The organism is Arenimonas sp. (assembly GCF_035721105.1).
Lineage (GTDB): Bacteria > Pseudomonadota > Gammaproteobacteria > Xanthomonadales > Xanthomonadaceae > Arenimonas.
This window is the reverse complement of record NZ_DASTNG010000053.1, coordinates 35,996-51,411: the sequence shown is the minus strand read 5'-3', so window position 1 is coordinate 51,411 and position 15,416 is coordinate 35,996. Positions and strand designations below refer to the sequence as shown.

The 15,416-nt window shown below is 70.2% G+C and carries 12 protein-coding genes; 4 read left to right on the top strand and 8 right to left on the bottom strand.

The window, feature by feature from the left end; all coding sequences use genetic code 11:
- Positions 1 to 13: 13 nt before the first annotated feature.
- Positions 14 to 826, bottom strand: coding sequence for a bifunctional DNA-formamidopyrimidine glycosylase/DNA-(apurinic or apyrimidinic site) lyase (gene mutM / locus VFQ84_RS07985; protein ID WP_325131001.1), 813 nt, complete (start codon positions 824 to 826; stop codon positions 14 to 16).
- A gap of 75 nt (positions 827 to 901) precedes the next feature.
- Between mutM and VFQ84_RS07980 the strand changes: the two genes are divergently transcribed.
- Both VFQ84_RS07980 and VFQ84_RS07975 read left to right on the top strand, forming a co-directional pair.
- Positions 902 to 4,321, top strand: coding sequence for a mechanosensitive ion channel domain-containing protein (locus VFQ84_RS07980; protein WP_325131000.1), 3,420 nt, complete (start codon positions 902 to 904; stop codon positions 4,319 to 4,321).
- 105 nt (positions 4,322 to 4,426) lie between these two features.
- Positions 4,427 to 5,974: an SDR family oxidoreductase gene (locus tag VFQ84_RS07975; RefSeq protein ID WP_325130999.1), complete on the top strand. Its 1,548-nt coding sequence runs from the start codon at positions 4,427 to 4,429 to the stop codon at positions 5,972 to 5,974.
- Between the two features lie 203 nt (positions 5,975 to 6,177).
- On the opposite strand, the gene VFQ84_RS07970 is transcribed toward VFQ84_RS07975, so the two are convergent.
- From VFQ84_RS07970 to VFQ84_RS07955, 4 genes are all read right to left on the bottom strand, one after another.
- Positions 6,178 to 6,471 carry a hypothetical protein gene (locus VFQ84_RS07970; protein WP_325130998.1) on the bottom strand — a complete coding sequence of 98 codons (294 nt, stop codon included), beginning with the start codon at positions 6,469 to 6,471 and terminating at the stop codon, positions 6,178 to 6,180.
- Between the two features lie 106 nt (positions 6,472 to 6,577).
- On the bottom strand, positions 6,578 to 8,350 hold the full coding sequence (locus VFQ84_RS07965) for a sodium:solute symporter family protein (protein WP_325130996.1): 1,773 nt from the start codon (positions 8,348 to 8,350) through the stop codon (positions 6,578 to 6,580).
- Between the two features lie 3 nt (positions 8,351 to 8,353).
- Positions 8,354 to 8,623 carry a DUF4212 domain-containing protein gene (locus VFQ84_RS07960; RefSeq protein WP_325130994.1) on the bottom strand — a complete coding sequence of 90 codons (270 nt, stop codon included), beginning with the start codon at positions 8,621 to 8,623 and terminating at the stop codon, positions 8,354 to 8,356.
- 19 nt (positions 8,624 to 8,642) lie between these two features.
- A complete protein-coding gene (locus tag VFQ84_RS07955; protein ID WP_325130992.1) occupies positions 8,643 to 9,980 on the bottom strand; it encodes a DcaP family trimeric outer membrane transporter in 1,338 nt (445 codons plus the stop codon).
- A gap of 217 nt (positions 9,981 to 10,197) precedes the next feature.
- Here VFQ84_RS07955 and acs point away from each other — a divergent pair, with 217 nt between their 5' ends.
- Entirely contained in the window at positions 10,198 to 12,159 is a 1,962-nt protein-coding gene (acs, locus tag VFQ84_RS07950) for an acetate--CoA ligase (RefSeq protein ID WP_325130991.1), read from the top strand.
- Between the two features lies 1 nt (position 12,160).
- Complete coding sequence (locus tag VFQ84_RS07945; protein ID WP_325130989.1) at positions 12,161 to 12,802, top strand: response regulator transcription factor; 642 nt, start codon at positions 12,161 to 12,163, stop codon at positions 12,800 to 12,802.
- A gap of 22 nt (positions 12,803 to 12,824) precedes the next feature.
- On the opposite strand, the gene VFQ84_RS07940 is transcribed toward VFQ84_RS07945, so the two are convergent.
- The 3 genes from VFQ84_RS07940 to VFQ84_RS07930 all read right to left on the bottom strand — a co-directional run bounded on the left by VFQ84_RS07940 (position 12,825) and on the right by VFQ84_RS07930 (position 15,238).
- A complete protein-coding gene (locus VFQ84_RS07940) occupies positions 12,825 to 13,514 on the bottom strand; it encodes a transposase (protein WP_325130987.1) in 690 nt (229 codons plus the stop codon).
- A gap of 141 nt (positions 13,515 to 13,655) precedes the next feature.
- Positions 13,656 to 14,177, bottom strand: a complete 522-nt coding sequence (locus tag VFQ84_RS07935; protein WP_325130985.1) for a cytochrome b — start codon at positions 14,175 to 14,177, stop codon at positions 13,656 to 13,658.
- Positions 14,177 to 15,238, bottom strand: coding sequence for a catalase family peroxidase (locus VFQ84_RS07930; protein WP_325130983.1), 1,062 nt, complete (start codon positions 15,236 to 15,238; stop codon positions 14,177 to 14,179). The genes VFQ84_RS07935 and VFQ84_RS07930 overlap by 1 nt, the downstream gene beginning before the upstream one ends.
- Positions 15,239 to 15,416: the final 178 nt, after the last annotated feature.

Genomic DNA, 15,416 nt, shown 5'->3' with positions numbered 1-15,416 from the left:
GGCGCGAAGCCCTTCACCGCTGGCAGCGGGAACACCAGGCGGTAGCGCGATTGCCCATCCGCCCGTCCTTGATCGCCCGCCCGCAGGCCTTGCAGGGCTCGCCCTCGCGGCCGTAGACGAACAGCTCCTGTTCGAAATAGCCCGGCGCTCCGTCCGGGCTCAGGAAGTCGCGCAGGGTGGTGCCGCCGCGGGTGATGGCGTGCGCCAGGATGGCCTTCACCGCCGCGGCCAGGCGGGCGTAGCGCTCGCGGCTGACCGCGCCGGCGGCCCGCCCGGGCGCAATGCCGGCCCGGAACAGGCTCTCGGCCGCGTAGATGTTGCCCACGCCGACCACGATCGCCTGGTCCATCAGGAAGGCCTTCACCGGCGCCTTGCGGCCGCGGCTGCGTTCGAACAGATAGTCGCCGTCGAAGGCGTCCGACAGCGGCTCGGGGCCCAGGTGGGCCAGCAGGTCGTGGGTTTCGCCGGCCGGCTGCCAGAGCAGGCAGCCGAAGCGGCGCGGGTCGGTGAAGCGCAGCACCCGGCCCGAGTCCAGGGCCAGGTCGACGTGGTCATGGGTTTCGACCGGGGTGTGCGCCGGCAGCACCCGCAGCATGCCGGACATGCCCAGGTGCAGCACGGCGCTGCCGGGCGCCGTGTCGATCAGCAGGTACTTGGCACGCCGGCGCACCGCCTGCACCGCCTGGCCGGGCAGCTCGCGCGCCACCTCGGGCGGGATCGGCCAGCGCAGGTCGGGGCGCCGCAGCACCACGCCGGTGATGCGGCGGCCCTCGACGTGGGGGGCCAGGCCGCGGCGGGTGGTCTCGACTTCGGGCAGTTCGGGCATGGCGGCATTGTAGTTCGCGGCCGGGCGAGGCCCGCGCGAATTGCCGGTTCAGGAGGGCAGGGCTAGCCTAGGCCGATGCGCCCCTTCCCCCTGCCTGCCTCGTCCCGCCTGCTGGCGACCCTCCTGCTCGTGGCGTTGGCGGCGCCGCTGCCCGTGGCGGCCACGCCCACGGGGCCTGCCGGGCTGCTGCGCAGCGCGGCCGAAGGCCTGGACGACCCGCAGGCGAAGGCGGCCCAGGACGCGCTCGACGCCGCCGCCGCCGCCGACCAGGAGGCCGCCGCGCTCGTCGAACGCCTGGCCGGACTGCGCGCCGAGGCCGCCAATGCCCCCGCCCGCAGCCGCGAGCTGTCGGCGCAGCTGGAGGTGGACCGCGAGGCCTCGCTGCGCGAATGGCAGGCGCGCCTGCCGGCCCGCGCCGACGTCGAGATGCTCGAGGTCGCGCTGGAACAGGAGCGGCTGGCGGCGGAACAGCTGCGCAGCCAGATCGCCACGCTGACCAGCGAGATGGCGGCCGGTTATGCCCAGCCCGCGCGCACCGGCCAGGAAATGGCCGCGATCCAGCAGCGCCTGGACGAGCTGGCGCAGCCGGCGGCGCCGTCGGGAAGCGAGCCCGAGGAACTCACCGAAGCCCGCGCGCGACGCAACGACGCCGAGCGCCGCAAGCTCACCGCCGACCTCGCGCTGCGCCAGGCCCAGCAGGACCTGGCCGCGACCCGCCAGCGCCTGCAGGAGCTCGAGCTGCGCGCGCTGCGCCATCGCCTGGCGGTGCGCGAGCCGCGCCTGGCCGTGCTGCAGAAACGCATCGCCGACCTGGGCCGCGAGGAACTGGCGGTGCTGGCCGAAAACCTCACCGCGCAGGCCGAGGCCCTGGTGACCGAAGACCCCGCGGTCGCCCAGGCCGCCGCCGTCAATCGCGCGCTGGGCCAGGAGCTGGTCGAGACCAATGAAGGCCTGGCCCGCCAGCGCATCGCGCTGGCGGGCGAAGAGGAGGCGCTGGCACGCGACCTCGCCGGACTGCAGGACGCGCGCACGCGCCTGGAGCTGGGCGGCCAGAGCGAGCAGGTCGGCACCTGGCTGTGGGCCGAACTGCGCCGGCTCGAGCCCGAGGCCCGGCTCAACGATCGCCTCGACCAGGTGCGCGAGGCCCTGGGCGAACTGCGCCTGCGCCTGATCACGCTGGGCGAACTGCAGCGCGACCTCGCCGACCTCCCCGGCGCCGTGCGCACGCTGCGCCGGCAGGCGCCCGGCAGCGAGGAGGACGCGCCGCAGGCCGCCGAAGCGGCGCAGGACCCGCTGCCCGACCTGCTGGAACAGCGCCGCGACCTCGCCAACCGCCTCGAACCGCTGATCTGGCGACACGTCACCGCGCTCGAGCAGTCCGAGCGCAGCCTGCAGGCCCGCCTGGACGCGAACACCGCGCTGCGCACCACGCTCGACCGCCAGCTGCTGTGGATCCGCAGCCATCCGCCGGTGGGCGCCGCCTGGCTCGCCACGGTACCGGCCGGTGCCCAGGACCTGGTGAAGCCCTCGCGCTTCGCCACCACGGCCCTGCTCGTGCAGCGCGACTTCGGCGAGCGGCCGCTGGCCTGGCTCGGCGCGCTGGCGCTGGTGATGGCGCTGGTGGTCCTGCGGCTTCGCGCGCCCGAGCGCCTCGAGGCCCTGGCCCAGGCGGTACGCCAGGTCCGCCAGGACCGCTATCGCCGCACTTTCGAAAGCCTGGCCTGGACCGTGGCCGGCGCGCTGCCCGGCGCGGTCGCGCTGTTCGCGGTGGGCAAGCTGCTGCAGGGCGTGGGCGACAGCGGCAAGTACAGCGACTCGCTGGGCCTGGCCCTGCAGGCCGTGGCGCTGCCCGCGTTCACGCTGGGCTTCCTGGCCTGGATGGTGCGCGAGCGCGGGCTGGCGCACGCGCACTTCCGCTGGACCAAGACCCGCCGCGAGGCGCTGGCGCGCTGGCTGCCGCACCTGCAGCTGGTGCTGCTGCCGACCTACTTCGTGGTCGCGTTGGCCTTCATCCGCAACCAGGAACTGGCGATCTCGGTGCCGGGGCGGGCGGCGATCGTGGTCGCCAGCCTGTTCTCGGCCTGGGTGCTGTGGGACCTGCTGCGCCCGGCGCGGCTCTGGCACATGCGTGGACACGATCCGGAGCCGTCCGGCACGCGCCGGGTGCTGCGCGGGCTGCTGCCCGCCGGCATGGTGGCGATGGCCCTGCTGGCGCTCGATGGCTACGTGTACTCGTCGGCGATCGTGCTCGAGGCGCAGTTCGCCAGCGTGGGCATGGTGGCGGCGGTGGCGGTGCTGCACGGCCTGCTGGCGCGCTGGTTCCTGCTTGGTGAACGCCGGCTGGCCCTGCATCGCCAGGACCTCAAGCGCGAGGCGGCCGCGCAGGCCGCGGCCGAAGGCGGCGCCGACGCCGAGGACGGCGGCGAGGCGGTGCCCGCTGACCTCGAGCAGGAGATCACGCTCGAGACCGTCAATGCGCAGAGCCGCCGCCTGCTGCGCGCGTTCAAGCTGACCCTGCTGGTGCTGGGCCTGGCCTGGGTGTGGGCCGACGTGCTGCCGGCGTTTGCACGCTTTGATGAAATCGCGCTCTGGCACGTCAGCGAAACCGCCGAGGACGGCAGCTCGGTGCAGGTGGCGGTGACGCTGATGGCGGCGCTGCTGGGCCTGCTGGCGCTGGCCCTGACCTTCGTGGCGGCACGCAACCTGCCGGGCCTGCTGGAGATCGGCCTGCGCTCGCGCGCCAACATCGACGCGGCCTCGCGCTACGCCATCACCAGCGTCGCGCGCTACGCGATCGTGCTGGTGGGCATCGTGCTGGGCCTGGGGCTGCTGGGCCTGCACTGGGGCCAGCTGCAGTGGATGGCGGCGGCGCTGACGGTGGGCCTGGGCTTCGGCCTGCAGGAGATCTTCGCCAACTTCGTGTCGGGCCTGATCCTGCTGTTCGAACGCCCGTTCCGGGTCGGCGACGTGATCACGGTGAACAACCTCGACGGCACCGTGACGCGCATCCGCACCCGGGCCACGACCATCCTGGACTTCGACAACAAGGAAATCGTGGTCCCGAACAAGGCCTTCATCACCGGCCAGCTGGTGAACTGGACGCTGAGCGACGAAACCACCCGCATCACCCTCAAGGTGGGCGTGGACTACGGCACCGATCCGGCCCTGGTGCACAAGCTGCTGCTGCAGGCGGCCAACGAGAACGCACGCGTGCTGCAGGACTGGCCGCCGCGCAGCTGGCTGCTGGAGTTCGGCGCCAGCACGCTGGACTTCGAACTGCGGGTGTTCGTGGCGGCCATGACCGACCGGCTGGCGGTGCGCAACGAGATCAACATGCGCCTGATCGAGCTGTTCCAGGCCAACGGCATCGCCTTCGCCTACCCGCAACTCGACATCCACGTCCGCGACCTGCCGGCGCCCAAGGACATCGCGCCGCGCACGGGCCGCGCCCCGGGCGGCGGGCCGCAGGAACCGCGCGGCGTCCCCGACGCCTGACCGCGCCAACGGAAGGGGCCCGCATGGCTATCCGTGTTGCACGGAGATTCACGCTGGCCCCTGCTTTTGGGGGACAATGCCGGCCCATTTTTGCCGTGCGTGGCCATGAATCCAGAAACGCCCCTGCCGCCCGTCCTGGCCGGCGATGACCTGATCGAGCGCCTGCGGGCCGCCGCGGCGCTGCTGGAGGCCGTGGCCGCGAACCGCGAGGTGCTCGAGGCGCTGCCGATGCCCGAGCAGAAGCGGCTCAAGGCAGCCGTGCACCGCTTCCACAACCCCGACCCGATCGACCACCGCAAGCTGCGGCGCGAGAAGAAGCGCGCCCAGGTGCGGGCGAAGAACACCCACGACGACGCGCTGCTCAACGCCACCGGCATCCGCGAGCTGCGCAGCAAGCCGGTGTTCACCACGCCGAACTATTTCCCACCGTCGCAGAAGCCGGTCGACGACATCACCGATACCGTCGCGCGCGAGACCATCGAGCCGCAGCACTGCTACGTGTGCAAGGAAAAGTACACGCGCATCCACCACTTCTACGACCAGATGTGCCCGGCCTGCGCCGACTTCAATTTCCACAAGCGCACCGAGACCGCCGACCTCACCGGCCGCGTCGCGCTGCTCACCGGTGGCCGCGTCAAGATCGGCTACCAGGCCGGCCTGAAGCTGCTGCGCGCCGGCGCCTCGCTGATCGTCACCACGCGCTTCCCGCGCGATTCGGCCGCGCGCTACGCCGAGGAGCCGGACTTCGCCGAGTGGGGCCACCGGCTCGAGGTCTTCGGCCTGGACCTGCGCCACACGCCCAGCGTCGAGGCCTTCTGCCAGACCCTGCTGGCCACGCGCGACCGGCTCGACTTCATCATCAACAACGCCTGCCAGACCGTGCGCCGCCCGCCCGCGTTCTACGCCCACATGATCGCCGGCGAAACCGCCGCCCACGGCGACATGCCCGAGCACGTGCGCAAGCTGCTGGGCAGCTACGAAGGCCTGCGCGGCTACGACATCGTCCCCGACGGCAACGCCCTGGTGCACGGTGCCGAGGCGCCGGGCCTGGTGCGTGCCGCGGAACTCTCGCAGGTGCCGCTGCTGGCCGAGGAGCTGCTGGGCCAGCAGCACCTGTTCCCGGAAGGCCGCCTGGACGCCGACCTGCAGCAGGTCGACCTGCGCGGCCGCAATTCCTGGCGCCTGCAGATGCACGAGGTGCCGTCGGTGGAACTGCTGGAAGTGCAGCTGGTGAACGCCATCGCGCCCTTCCTGATCAACGCCCGCCTGAAGCCGCTGATGCTGCGCACGCCCGAGCGCGACAAGCACATCGTCAACGTCTCGGCGATGGAGGGCCAGTTCTACCGCAACTTCAAGACCACCCGGCACCCGCACACCAACATGGCCAAGGCCGCGCTGAACATGATGACGCGCACTTCGGCCGCGGATTACCACGGCGACGGCATCCACATGAACGCCGTCGACACCGGCTGGGTGACCGACGAGGATCCGCTGGAAATCGCCGAGCGCAAGACCCGCGAGGAACGCTTCCACCCGCCACTCGACATCGTCGACGGCGCCGCCCGCATCGTCGACCCCATCATCGACGGCTTCAACACCGGCAACCACGTCTGGGGGCAGTTCCTGAAGGACTACCGGCCTACCGACTGGTAGAGCGTTTTTGACACGGATAAGAGCGGATAAAAGACGATAAAAGCGGATAACGCAATAATTTGGATTGGCTTTTTTTGGCCTCTTTTGGGCTTCTTGGCGATTTTGCTTCTTGGCTCTTAAACCCTCTTCGCTCTATCCGCCTTTATCGTCTTTTATCCGCTCTTATCCGTGTTAAAAGCCCTTTAAACCGAGCTCGCCAAGACTCAGCCCGCCGCCGGCAACACCAGCCAGCCCTGCCCGTAGAACAGGAAGTAAAGGCCGAAGCGCAACGCCAGCAGCAGGGCGAAGGCGTACCAGCCCAGGTGCGATTCCGGCACGACGCGGCCCAGGGTCGCGCGCAGCGGCGCCAGTACCGGCCACAGGGCCCAGCTGAAGAGTTTGTAGACCGGGTTCTTCATCGGGTCGCCCGGGATCATCAGCCGCAGGACGCCGCGCCCGATCAGGGTCCACATCAGCACGGCCAGCAGGTATTGCAGCAGCGTGTAGGTCGTCAGCATGGCTCGATTCTAGACAAGGTCGGAACCAAAAAGGCGCCGGTGCCTGGGGGCACCGGCGCCGGGGGATGCCGCGGCCAACGGGGAGGAAGGCCGCGGCGATCGAACCTCAGCCCTTGGCGAGCTTCGGGTAGCGCAGGTCCTCGACCATGTCCTTGGTCTCCTGCGACGGCTCCTTGGTCATCAGGCTCACGGCCCAGATGGTGAGGAAGCCCAGCGGGATGCCGAAGATGCCGGCCGACACGTCCTTGATGCCGAACCAGGGCGTCATGCCCAGGAACTTGACGTTGATCAGGTAGTAGAGCGTCAGGCCGAAGCCCACCAGCATGCCCGCCACCGCGCCCGCCTTGTTCGCCCGCTTCCAGAAGATACCCAGCACCAGCGCGGGGAAGAACGAGGCCGCCGCGATCGAGAACGCCCACGCGACGATCGACAGGATGGTGGCCGGTGCGTGCGAGGCCGCGTAGGCCGCGACCGCCGCCACGCCCAGCAGCAGGATGCGGGCGATGGTCAGCCGCTTCTTGGCCGAGGCGTTCGGATTCACCATCTTGTAGTACACGTCGTGCGACAGCGCGTTCGAGATCGTCAGCAGCAGGCCGTCGGCGGTCGACAGCGCCGCCGCCAGGCCGCCCGCGGCCACCAGGCCGGCGATGACATAGGGCAGGCCGGCGATTTCCGGCGTGGCCAGCACGATCGCATCGGCGTTGAGCATCAGCTCGGCCAGCTGCAGGATGCCGTCGCCGTTGCCGTTCACCAGGCAGCCCTTCACCGTGGTCATGGCATCCGCGGCGTCGCAGACGGCCACCAGGCCCACCTGCGTCCACGAGGCGACCCAGGCCGGCAGCGTGGCGATCGACTGCCCGATGACGTTGGAATAGACCTCGAGCTTGGCGAAGGCCGCGTACGCCGGCGCGGTGAAGTAGAGCAGGAAGATGAAGAACAGCGACCAGCCCACCGACTTGCGGGCCTCCTTGACGCTGGGCGTGGTGAAGAAGCGCATCAGCACGTGCGGCAGCGCCGCGGTGCCCACCATCAGGCAGAAGGTCAGGGCCAGGAAGTTGACCATGTCGTTCTTCACGAACGGGGTGGTGTGCCCGGCGGTGACGCCCAGCTGCTGCTCGAGCTGGCCGATCTGCTGCAGCACTTCGCCGTAGGCCAGCTGCGGCACCGGGTTGCCGGTGACCTTCAGGGACAGCCAGACCACCGGCACCAGGTAGGCGATGATCAGCACGATGTACTGCGCCACCTGCGTCCACGTCACCGCACGCATGCCGCCCAGCAGCGAGCACACCAGCACGCCCATCAGGCCCACCCACACGCCGGTGGCCAGGTCGATGCCCAGGAACCGGCTGGTGATGATGCCGGCGCCGTAGATCTGCGCGATCACGTAGGTGAAGCTGGCGACGATGGCGCAGACAATGCCGATGCTGCGCGGCAGGTTGCCGCCATAGCGCGCGCCCAGGAAGTCCGGGATGGTGTACTGCCCGAACTTGCGCAGGTAGGGCGCCAGGAACAGCGCCACCAGCACGTAGCCGCCGGTCCAGCCCATCACGAAGGCCAGGCCGTCATAGCCCTGGGCGTAGAGCGTGCCGGCCATGCCGATGAAGCTGGCCGCCGACATCCAGTCGGCGCCCGTGGCCATGCCGTTGTAAAGCGCGGGCACGCGCCGGCCCGCGACGTAGTACTCGTCGGTCTCGGCGGTGCGGCTCATGATGCCGATCATCGCGTACAAGCCGATGGTGGCGGCCATGAACACATAGCCGATCCAGGCGTTGGGCAGCCCCATCTGCTCCGCGACCGCCAGGGCGATCACGAAGAACAGGAAGCCACCGGTGTACATGCCATAGATCTTGGGCAAACGGCTGACGAAGTCACCTGCCATGGCTCAACCCTCCTCGGAAACGCCGAATTCGCCGTCCAGCCGGTTCATGTACCAGGCATAGAAGACGATCAGCACGACATAGACGACCAGCGAACCCTGCGCGCCCATGTAGAAGGCGAACGGGAAGCCGAGGAAGGTGAACTGGTTCAGCGGGACCGCGAACCAGATGACCACGTAGGTGACGACGAACCAGATCGCCATGAGGATGGCGGTGATCCGCAGGGTCCGGCGCCAGTACTCCTTGCGCCGGTCTTCGGTGACAGGACTGTTCATTCTCGGCCTCCCGGCGCGGTCAGAAGTTGTATTTCACGTGCATGTGCAGGCGATTCATCTCGCCCGTGGCGCCGCTTTCCAGCTCGCGCTCGCCGAAGATCAGCTCCGCGCCGACGTCGAGCTTCGGGAACGGGCTGTAGATCAGGTTGGCGTGGATGGACTGGGCCGACTCGGTGACGCCGAGCCCGGTGAGCGCGGTGTCGTTGTCGAACCGGGCGACCGAGTAGAAGACGTTCGAGCGCCACTGGGGGCTGAACACGTGGCGCCAGGCCACGAAGCCCGCGGTGGCGTCCAGGGCCTCGAGCGACCCGTCCGACGCCTGCATCGCATCCGGGCCCAGGCCGAAGGCCAGGTAGCGCCCCAGGCCGTTGCCGCCGCTGAGCATGTAGCGGATGTCGTCGCTGGCGCCCAGGTTCCACTTGCCCGAGACGCTGACCGCGAACGCGCTCTCCGACTCGCTGCTGGTCGGGGTTTCGAACTTGAGCTGCCGCGCCAGGCCGGCGACGGTGAAGTGGCCCCAGTCGCCCTTGTGCAGGTAGCGAAGGGTCACGTCGGGGACGTTGTTGTCGTCGCTGTTGAAGCGCGCGCCGGTGCCGAACGCGGCGACCGTGGTCTCCGGGTTCTCCAGCGACACGGACCAGGGCCCGCGCGTGTAGCGCACCTGGGCGTCGCGAACGAAGATCGTGCCTTCCGTCGGGCCGACGAAGTCGATCGCGTCGGGCAGGGCGGCCACGTCCTGGAAGTTCGACCAGGTCTGGCCGGCCAGCCAGTTGCCCCAGCTCACGTAGGCGTGGCGGATGGTGACGCCGTAGGTGTTGGTGGAGATCTCGTTGCCGAGCGCGCCGCCGAACAGGTCCATCTCGAGGTAGGCCTTGACCTTGCGGCCGGCGATCTCGGAGTCGGCGCCAAACCACAGCCGCGAGAACTGCGCATGCATGTCCAGGTCGGTGCCCTCGTCGGCGCCGCCGACGGGGATCGTGCTGGGCACGTAGAACAGGCGGCCGGTGCTGCCGTCGGCGATCTCGCCCGAGTCGGTGTTGGTCAGCATGGCGTCGAGCTTGATGAAGCCGCCGAAGCTGAACTTCGTGCCCGGCGCGGCGGCGGGCATCACCGTGGTGGCCTGGATCGGGTTGGCCGGTGGCGGCGCGGCGGCCAGCTTCGCGGCGGCGTCGGCGTCGGCGGCCTTCTGGGCGTCGAGCTCCGACTTGAGCACCTGCACCATCTGTTCGAGCTGGGCGATGCGCGCCTCGAGCGTTTGCGGGCTGGCGTCCTGCGCCAGGGCGTGGGTCGGCGCGGCGATCGCCAGCAAGATGGCAAGCGCGAGCGCAGATCGTTTCGTCTGCTTGGATCGGTTCATCCTTCCCCTCCCGGAATTCGGACCGTTGGCCACGATGGCGGGCCGAGTCTGTGTCCGGCCGGGGGGCGCCACCATTCGCCATTGGTCGAAGAACGGGCGGTCCTAGACCAAGGTCTAATTGGGCGCGGGCGGCGGCGGCCCAGAATGGCGCAACCATTCGGCCCGCTTGCGGTTAATCTTGGCCAGGCAGCGCGCGGCCCGAGCCGCAGGAGTCCTTATGTCCGAACGCATCCATCCCGTCCCCGCCGGTTTCGAAGCCGCCGCCGCGCTCAAGCGCGCCGACTACGACCGCCTCTACGCCGAGTCGCTGCGCGACCCCGAGGCGTTCTGGAGCCAGGTCGGCCGCCGCCTGCACTGGTCGCGGCCCTACACCCGCGCCAAGGACACCAGCTTCGCGCTCGATGACTTCCACATCCGCTGGTATGCCGACGGCCAGCTCAACGTCAGCGTGAACTGCCTGGACCGGCACCTGGCCGAGCGCGGCGACAAGACCGCGATCATCTGGGAAGCCGACGACCCGAAGACGCCCTCGCGCCGGATCAGCTATCGCGAACTGCACGCCGAGGTCTGCCGGCTGGCGAACGCGCTGACCGCGCTGGGCGTGGCCAAGGGCGACCGCGTCACGCTGTACCTGCCGATGATCCCCGAGGCCGCGGTGGCGATGCTGGCCTGCGCGCGCATCGGCGCGATCCACTCGGTGGTGTTCGGCGGGTTCTCGCCCGATTCCATCGCCAACCGCATCGCTGACTGCGCCAGCAAGCTGGTCATCACCGCCGACGAAGGCCTGCGCGGCGGCAAGGCGATCCCGCTCAAGGCGAATGTGGATGAGGCCCTGCGCAAGCCCGGTACGAACACCGTCGAGACCGTGCTGGTGGTGCGCCACACCGGCGGCGGCGTGCCGATGCAGATGCCGCGCGACCGCTGGTACGACGCGGTGGTGGCGTCGCAGCCGGCCACCCACGACGCCCCGGCGATGGACGCCGAGGACCCGCTGTTCATCCTCTACACCTCCGGCAGCACCGGCAAGCCCAAGGGCGTGCTGCACAGCACCGGCGGCTACCTCACCTGGGCCAGCTACACGCACGAGTGCGTATTCGACCTGAAGGAAGACGACGTGTTCTGGTGCACCGCCGACGTCGGCTGGGTCACCGGCCACAGCTACGTGGTGTACGGGCCGCTGGCCAACGGCGCCACCACCGTGATGTTCGAAGGCGTACCGAGCTATCCCGACACCGGCCGTTTCTGGGAGGCGGTGGACAAGCACCAGGTCACCATCTTCTACACCGCGCCCACCGCCATCCGCGCGCTGATGCGCGAGGGCGACGCGCCGGTGAAGCGCAGCTCGCGCCAGTCGATCCGCCTGCTGGGCACCGTCGGCGAGCCGATCAATCCCGAGGCCTGGGAGTGGTACCACCGCGTGGTCGGCGACGAGCGCTGCCCGATCGTCGATACCTGGTGGCAGACCGAGACCGGCGGCATCCTGATCTCGCCGCTGCCGGGCGCCGTGGCCACCAAGCCGGGGTCGGCCACGCTGCCGTTCTTCGGCGTGCAGCCGGCGCTGGTGGATGCCGAGGGCAAGCGGCTCGAGGGCGCCACCGAGGGCAACCTGGTGCTGCTCGACTCCTGGCCGGGCCAGATGCGCACGGTGTACGGCGACCACCAGCGTTTCATCGACACCTACTTCAAGACGTATCCGGGCACGTATTTCACCGGCGACGGCTGCCGGCGCGACGAAGATGGCTACTACTGGATCACCGGCCGCGTCGACGACGTCATCAATGTCTCCGGACATCGCATGGGCACGGCGGAAGTCGAAAGTGCGCTGGTCGGGCACCCGGCGGTGGCCGAGGCGGCCGTGGTCGGCGCGCCGCACGACATCAAGGGGCAGGGCATCTACGCCTACGTGACGCTCAAGGCCGGCATCGAGCCCACCGAGGCGCTGCGCAAGGAGCTGGTGGCGCACGTGCGCAAGGACATCGGCCCGATCGCCGCGCCCGACTGGCTGCAGTGGGCGCCGGGCCTGCCCAAGACCCGCAGCGGCAAGATCATGCGCCGCATCCTGCGCAAGATCGCCGAGGCGGGTCCCGACGGTGTCGACCGCGCGGGCCTGGGCGACACCTCCACGCTGGCCGATCCGGGCGTGGTCGACAGCCTGGTCAACGAGCGGCAAGGGCGCTGACGTGACCGCGGCCACCCCGACCATCCTGGTGGCCGACGACCATCCGCTGTTCCGCGAGGCGCTCAAGGGCGCGGTGGCCAGGCTGCTGCCGGACGCGCGCCTGGTCGAGTCCGACAGCGCCGACGCGCTGTTCGCCAGCGCCGAATCGCATCCCGATGCCGACCTGCTGCTGATGGACCTGAACATGCCGGGCGCGAACGGCTTCAGTGCGCTCGTCCACCTGCGCGGCAGCCAGCCCCAGCTGCCGATCATCGTGGTCTCGGCGCGCGAAGAGGCCAGCGTGGTGCGGCGCGCGCTGGACCACGGCGCGGCCGGCTTCATCCCCAAGTCGTCGGATCCGGCGACCATCCGCGCCGCGATCTCGGCCGTGCTCGACGGTGGCGAGTGGTCGCCGCCGCAGGCGGAGCAAGGCGACGGCCTGGCGCCCGAAGAGGCCGACATCGCCGCCCGGATCCGCGAGCTCACGCCCCAGCAGTTCCGCGTGCTCGGCATGCTCGGCACCGGCCTGCTGAACAAGCAGATCGCCCACGCCCTCGGCGTCTCCGAGGCAACGGTGAAGGCCCACATGACCGCCATCATGCGCAAGCTGGGCGCCAACAACCGCACCCAAGCCATCCTCCTCGCCGGCCGCCTGGAAATCTGAACAAGCGGTACCGGGTTCAATTTCATTCTGTTTGAGACGGGCGCCCCGGCGGCCGCGTCGCTGCCCGCCGTCCCAGCAAATTCTCGATCTGATGCCGGAACCGGGCATTGCCCCAAGGGCGTCCCTGCCGAAGGTGCACGCGCAGCTCCTCCAGTTCCGTGCGGTGGGTGTCGCCGCCGACCAGGGCCGCGTAGACCTCGCGCCTGCGCGCCGCATCCGGCGCCAGCGCGAGATAGGTGGGATGCGCGGTCAGCAAGGGGTTCGCTTCACCGCTGGCGAAGTGGCTGTGGCTGGACCAGCGGTAGGCCAGGGGCGTCGCCACCATGCCGGCGCGCACAGGGTTGAGTTCGATATAGCGCTGGCACCGCAGCAGGTACCCATCGGTTTGCACCGGGCAGGACCGGAACCGGCCCTCCCAGAGTGGCCCGGTGCGCACATGGCAGGTATTGAAGTAGCCCACGTACCGCCGCCCGAGACGCTGCATCATGCGGCTGGTCGCGCCGGTCTCCGGCGGCGTCACCAGCAAGTGCACGTGGTTGCTCATCAGCACGTAGGCATGCACCTCGCAGCCGGTCAATTCTGCCGATGTCCGCAGCTCGTCCAGATAGCGCTGGTAATCCCATGGCCTCGCGAAGCAGACCATGCGGTCGACGCCGCGCTGCACGAGGTGTTGGGGAAGACCAGGAATGTCGAACCGAGGTGCGCGGGCCATGACGGACGGGGCGGCGGGGAAGCCCCACGCTACCTGCGTGCCTGGCGACGACAAGTCGGCGAACTCCGGCGGGCGTGTCGGAGCGCGCCCCTCGGCTTGTCTCAACTAGAAAGAAATTGAACCCGGTACGGCTTGTTCAGGTTATTTCATGGATTCGAAGACGCCGTCGCGGCGGACCCAGGCGTGGAACAGCGCGCCCGACAGGTGCAGCAGGATCAGGCCGAAGAAGGCGTAGCCCAGTACGCCATGGGCGCTGCGCAGGAACGTGTAGAGCGCGGCGTCCTGGGGCGCCAGCGCGGGCAGCACCGCGCCGCCGGGCAGGGCCACCGGATAGCCGCCGGCCGACGACATCGCCCAGCCCAGCAGCGGCATCGTGAACATCAGCGCGTACAGCAGGACATGCGAAGTGCGCGCCAGGCGCGCCTGCGGCGCCGGGACCGAATCCGGCAGCGCCGGCGCCGGATGGCGCCAGCGATGCCACAGCCGCCATGTCGCCAGCGCCAACACCAGCAATCCCAGCGGCCGGTGCAGCGCCAGCAGCCAGGGCCGGGATTCAAGCGACGCCACCATGCCCACGCCGATGAAGATCATCGCCAGGATCATCGCGGCCATCGTCCAGTGCAGCCAGCGTGCGGTGCGGTCGTAGTGCGTCCTGGTGTCCATCAGTGGGCCTCCCCGGCGGCGCGCTCGCGCTGGCGGCGGTTGAACGACACGGCGTAGGCCGCGGCGCGCGCGGCCAGCACCGGGTCGCCCGAGGCGGCGATGCCGGTGGGCAGCAGCGTCGGGTCGAAGTTGATGTCGCGGCAATTGCCCTCGGCCTCGGGATAGGCGCGCTCGAGCACGAAGGTGCCGGCGTCCACGCGTGGACGCGCCTCGGGCCAGGGCTGCGACGGATCCTCGATCGGATCGCCGTCCTCGGCCAGCGTCACCGCGAGCGTCCAGCGCACGGGTCCCCGGGCGAGGCGCGTGGCCAGTTCATCGGCAAGATAGCTGGCCTCGGCGGCCTGCCGCTGCTCGGGCGCCAGCGCCCGGAACGGTGCCTGCGGCACGAACGACCAGCGCACGAAGCGCGCCTCGCCCGCGGCGTTGGTGAACCGGAAGGCGTGGATGCCCTGGTAGGCCGTGTTCGCGAAACTGTCCGACCACGGTGCGGACTGCGCCCAGGCCATGAAGTTGGCGACCTCGGGGTGGCGCGCGACGAAGGCCTGCTGCTTCGCCGGGTCCGGCTTGCCCGTCGCCGGGTCGGGCCGCGACGCCAGGATCTGTTCGGCGAACGCCTCCGGCGTGGACACCGCGAAGAAGGGGAAGCTGTTCATCGCCAGCCGCCACTGCTGGCCATCGTCGGTGTCGAGCTGCAGCGCCAGGCTGCGCACGCGCGCCATGGCTTCCGGGCCGTTGGGGTCGCCGCCGCCGACCGAGAGCCGGCCCAGCGCCGGCGTGCGCGGCTGGGTGAACACGCGTGCCGCCGACAGCGTCGCGCCTTCCGCGGTCGGCTCGAAATAGCCGGCCACGCACACGCCCCGCGCATGCGCCCGCCGGAACCCCACGAACGGCTTGCCGTTCTCGATCGTGTCCACCAGCCGGGGGGCGGTCATCCGTGCCGGCGTCAGCCAGCCCGCGGTCCAGGCCAGCGCCGCGGCCAGTCCGCCCACCACGGCGGCGATGCCAAGGAAGGGCAGCAGGGGGCGCCAGCGCGGCGGGGCAGGGGGCAGTTCGTCGGTCATGTCAGGTCTCGCGGTCCGAAGCCGGTATTGGGCCAGCGGACGCGTTCGCCCGGGGTGAACCGCGGCATCCGCCCCGCCGCGCTGGCGCCCGCGCCCGCGGCCCGGGGACAATGCCGCCGGGCGTCGCGACGCCATCGCCGGGGCCGCTGCCGCAGCGCTGTCGGGGCCGTGTCGGGTC

What these genes read in the sequence shown, in the direction of transcription:
- mutM (WP_325131001.1), bottom strand. Translation starts at nt 826, where the DNA reads ATGCCCGAACTGCCCGAAGTCGAGACCACCCGCCGCGGCCTGGCCCCC.
- VFQ84_RS07980 (WP_325131000.1), top strand. Translation starts at nt 902, where the DNA reads ATGCGCCCCTTCCCCCTGCCTGCCTCGTCCCGCCTGCTGGCGACCCTC.
- VFQ84_RS07975 (WP_325130999.1), top strand. Translation starts at nt 4,427, where the DNA reads ATGAATCCAGAAACGCCCCTGCCGCCCGTCCTGGCCGGCGATGACCTG.
- VFQ84_RS07970 (WP_325130998.1), bottom strand. Translation starts at nt 6,471, where the DNA reads ATGCTGACGACCTACACGCTGCTGCAATACCTGCTGGCCGTGCTGATG.
- VFQ84_RS07965 (WP_325130996.1), bottom strand. Translation starts at nt 8,350, where the DNA reads ATGGCAGGTGACTTCGTCAGCCGTTTGCCCAAGATCTATGGCATGTAC.
- VFQ84_RS07960 (WP_325130994.1), bottom strand. Translation starts at nt 8,623, where the DNA reads ATGAACAGTCCTGTCACCGAAGACCGGCGCAAGGAGTACTGGCGCCGG.
- VFQ84_RS07955 (WP_325130992.1), bottom strand. Translation starts at nt 9,980, where the DNA reads ATGAACCGATCCAAGCAGACGAAACGATCTGCGCTCGCGCTTGCCATC.
- acs (WP_325130991.1), top strand. Translation starts at nt 10,198, where the DNA reads ATGTCCGAACGCATCCATCCCGTCCCCGCCGGTTTCGAAGCCGCCGCC.
- VFQ84_RS07940 (WP_325130987.1), bottom strand. Translation starts at nt 13,514, where the DNA reads ATGGCCCGCGCACCTCGGTTCGACATTCCTGGTCTTCCCCAACACCTC.
- VFQ84_RS07935 (WP_325130985.1), bottom strand. Translation starts at nt 14,177, where the DNA reads ATGGACACCAGGACGCACTACGACCGCACCGCACGCTGGCTGCACTGG.
- VFQ84_RS07930 (WP_325130983.1), bottom strand. Translation starts at nt 15,238, where the DNA reads ATGACCGACGAACTGCCCCCTGCCCCGCCGCGCTGGCGCCCCCTGCTG.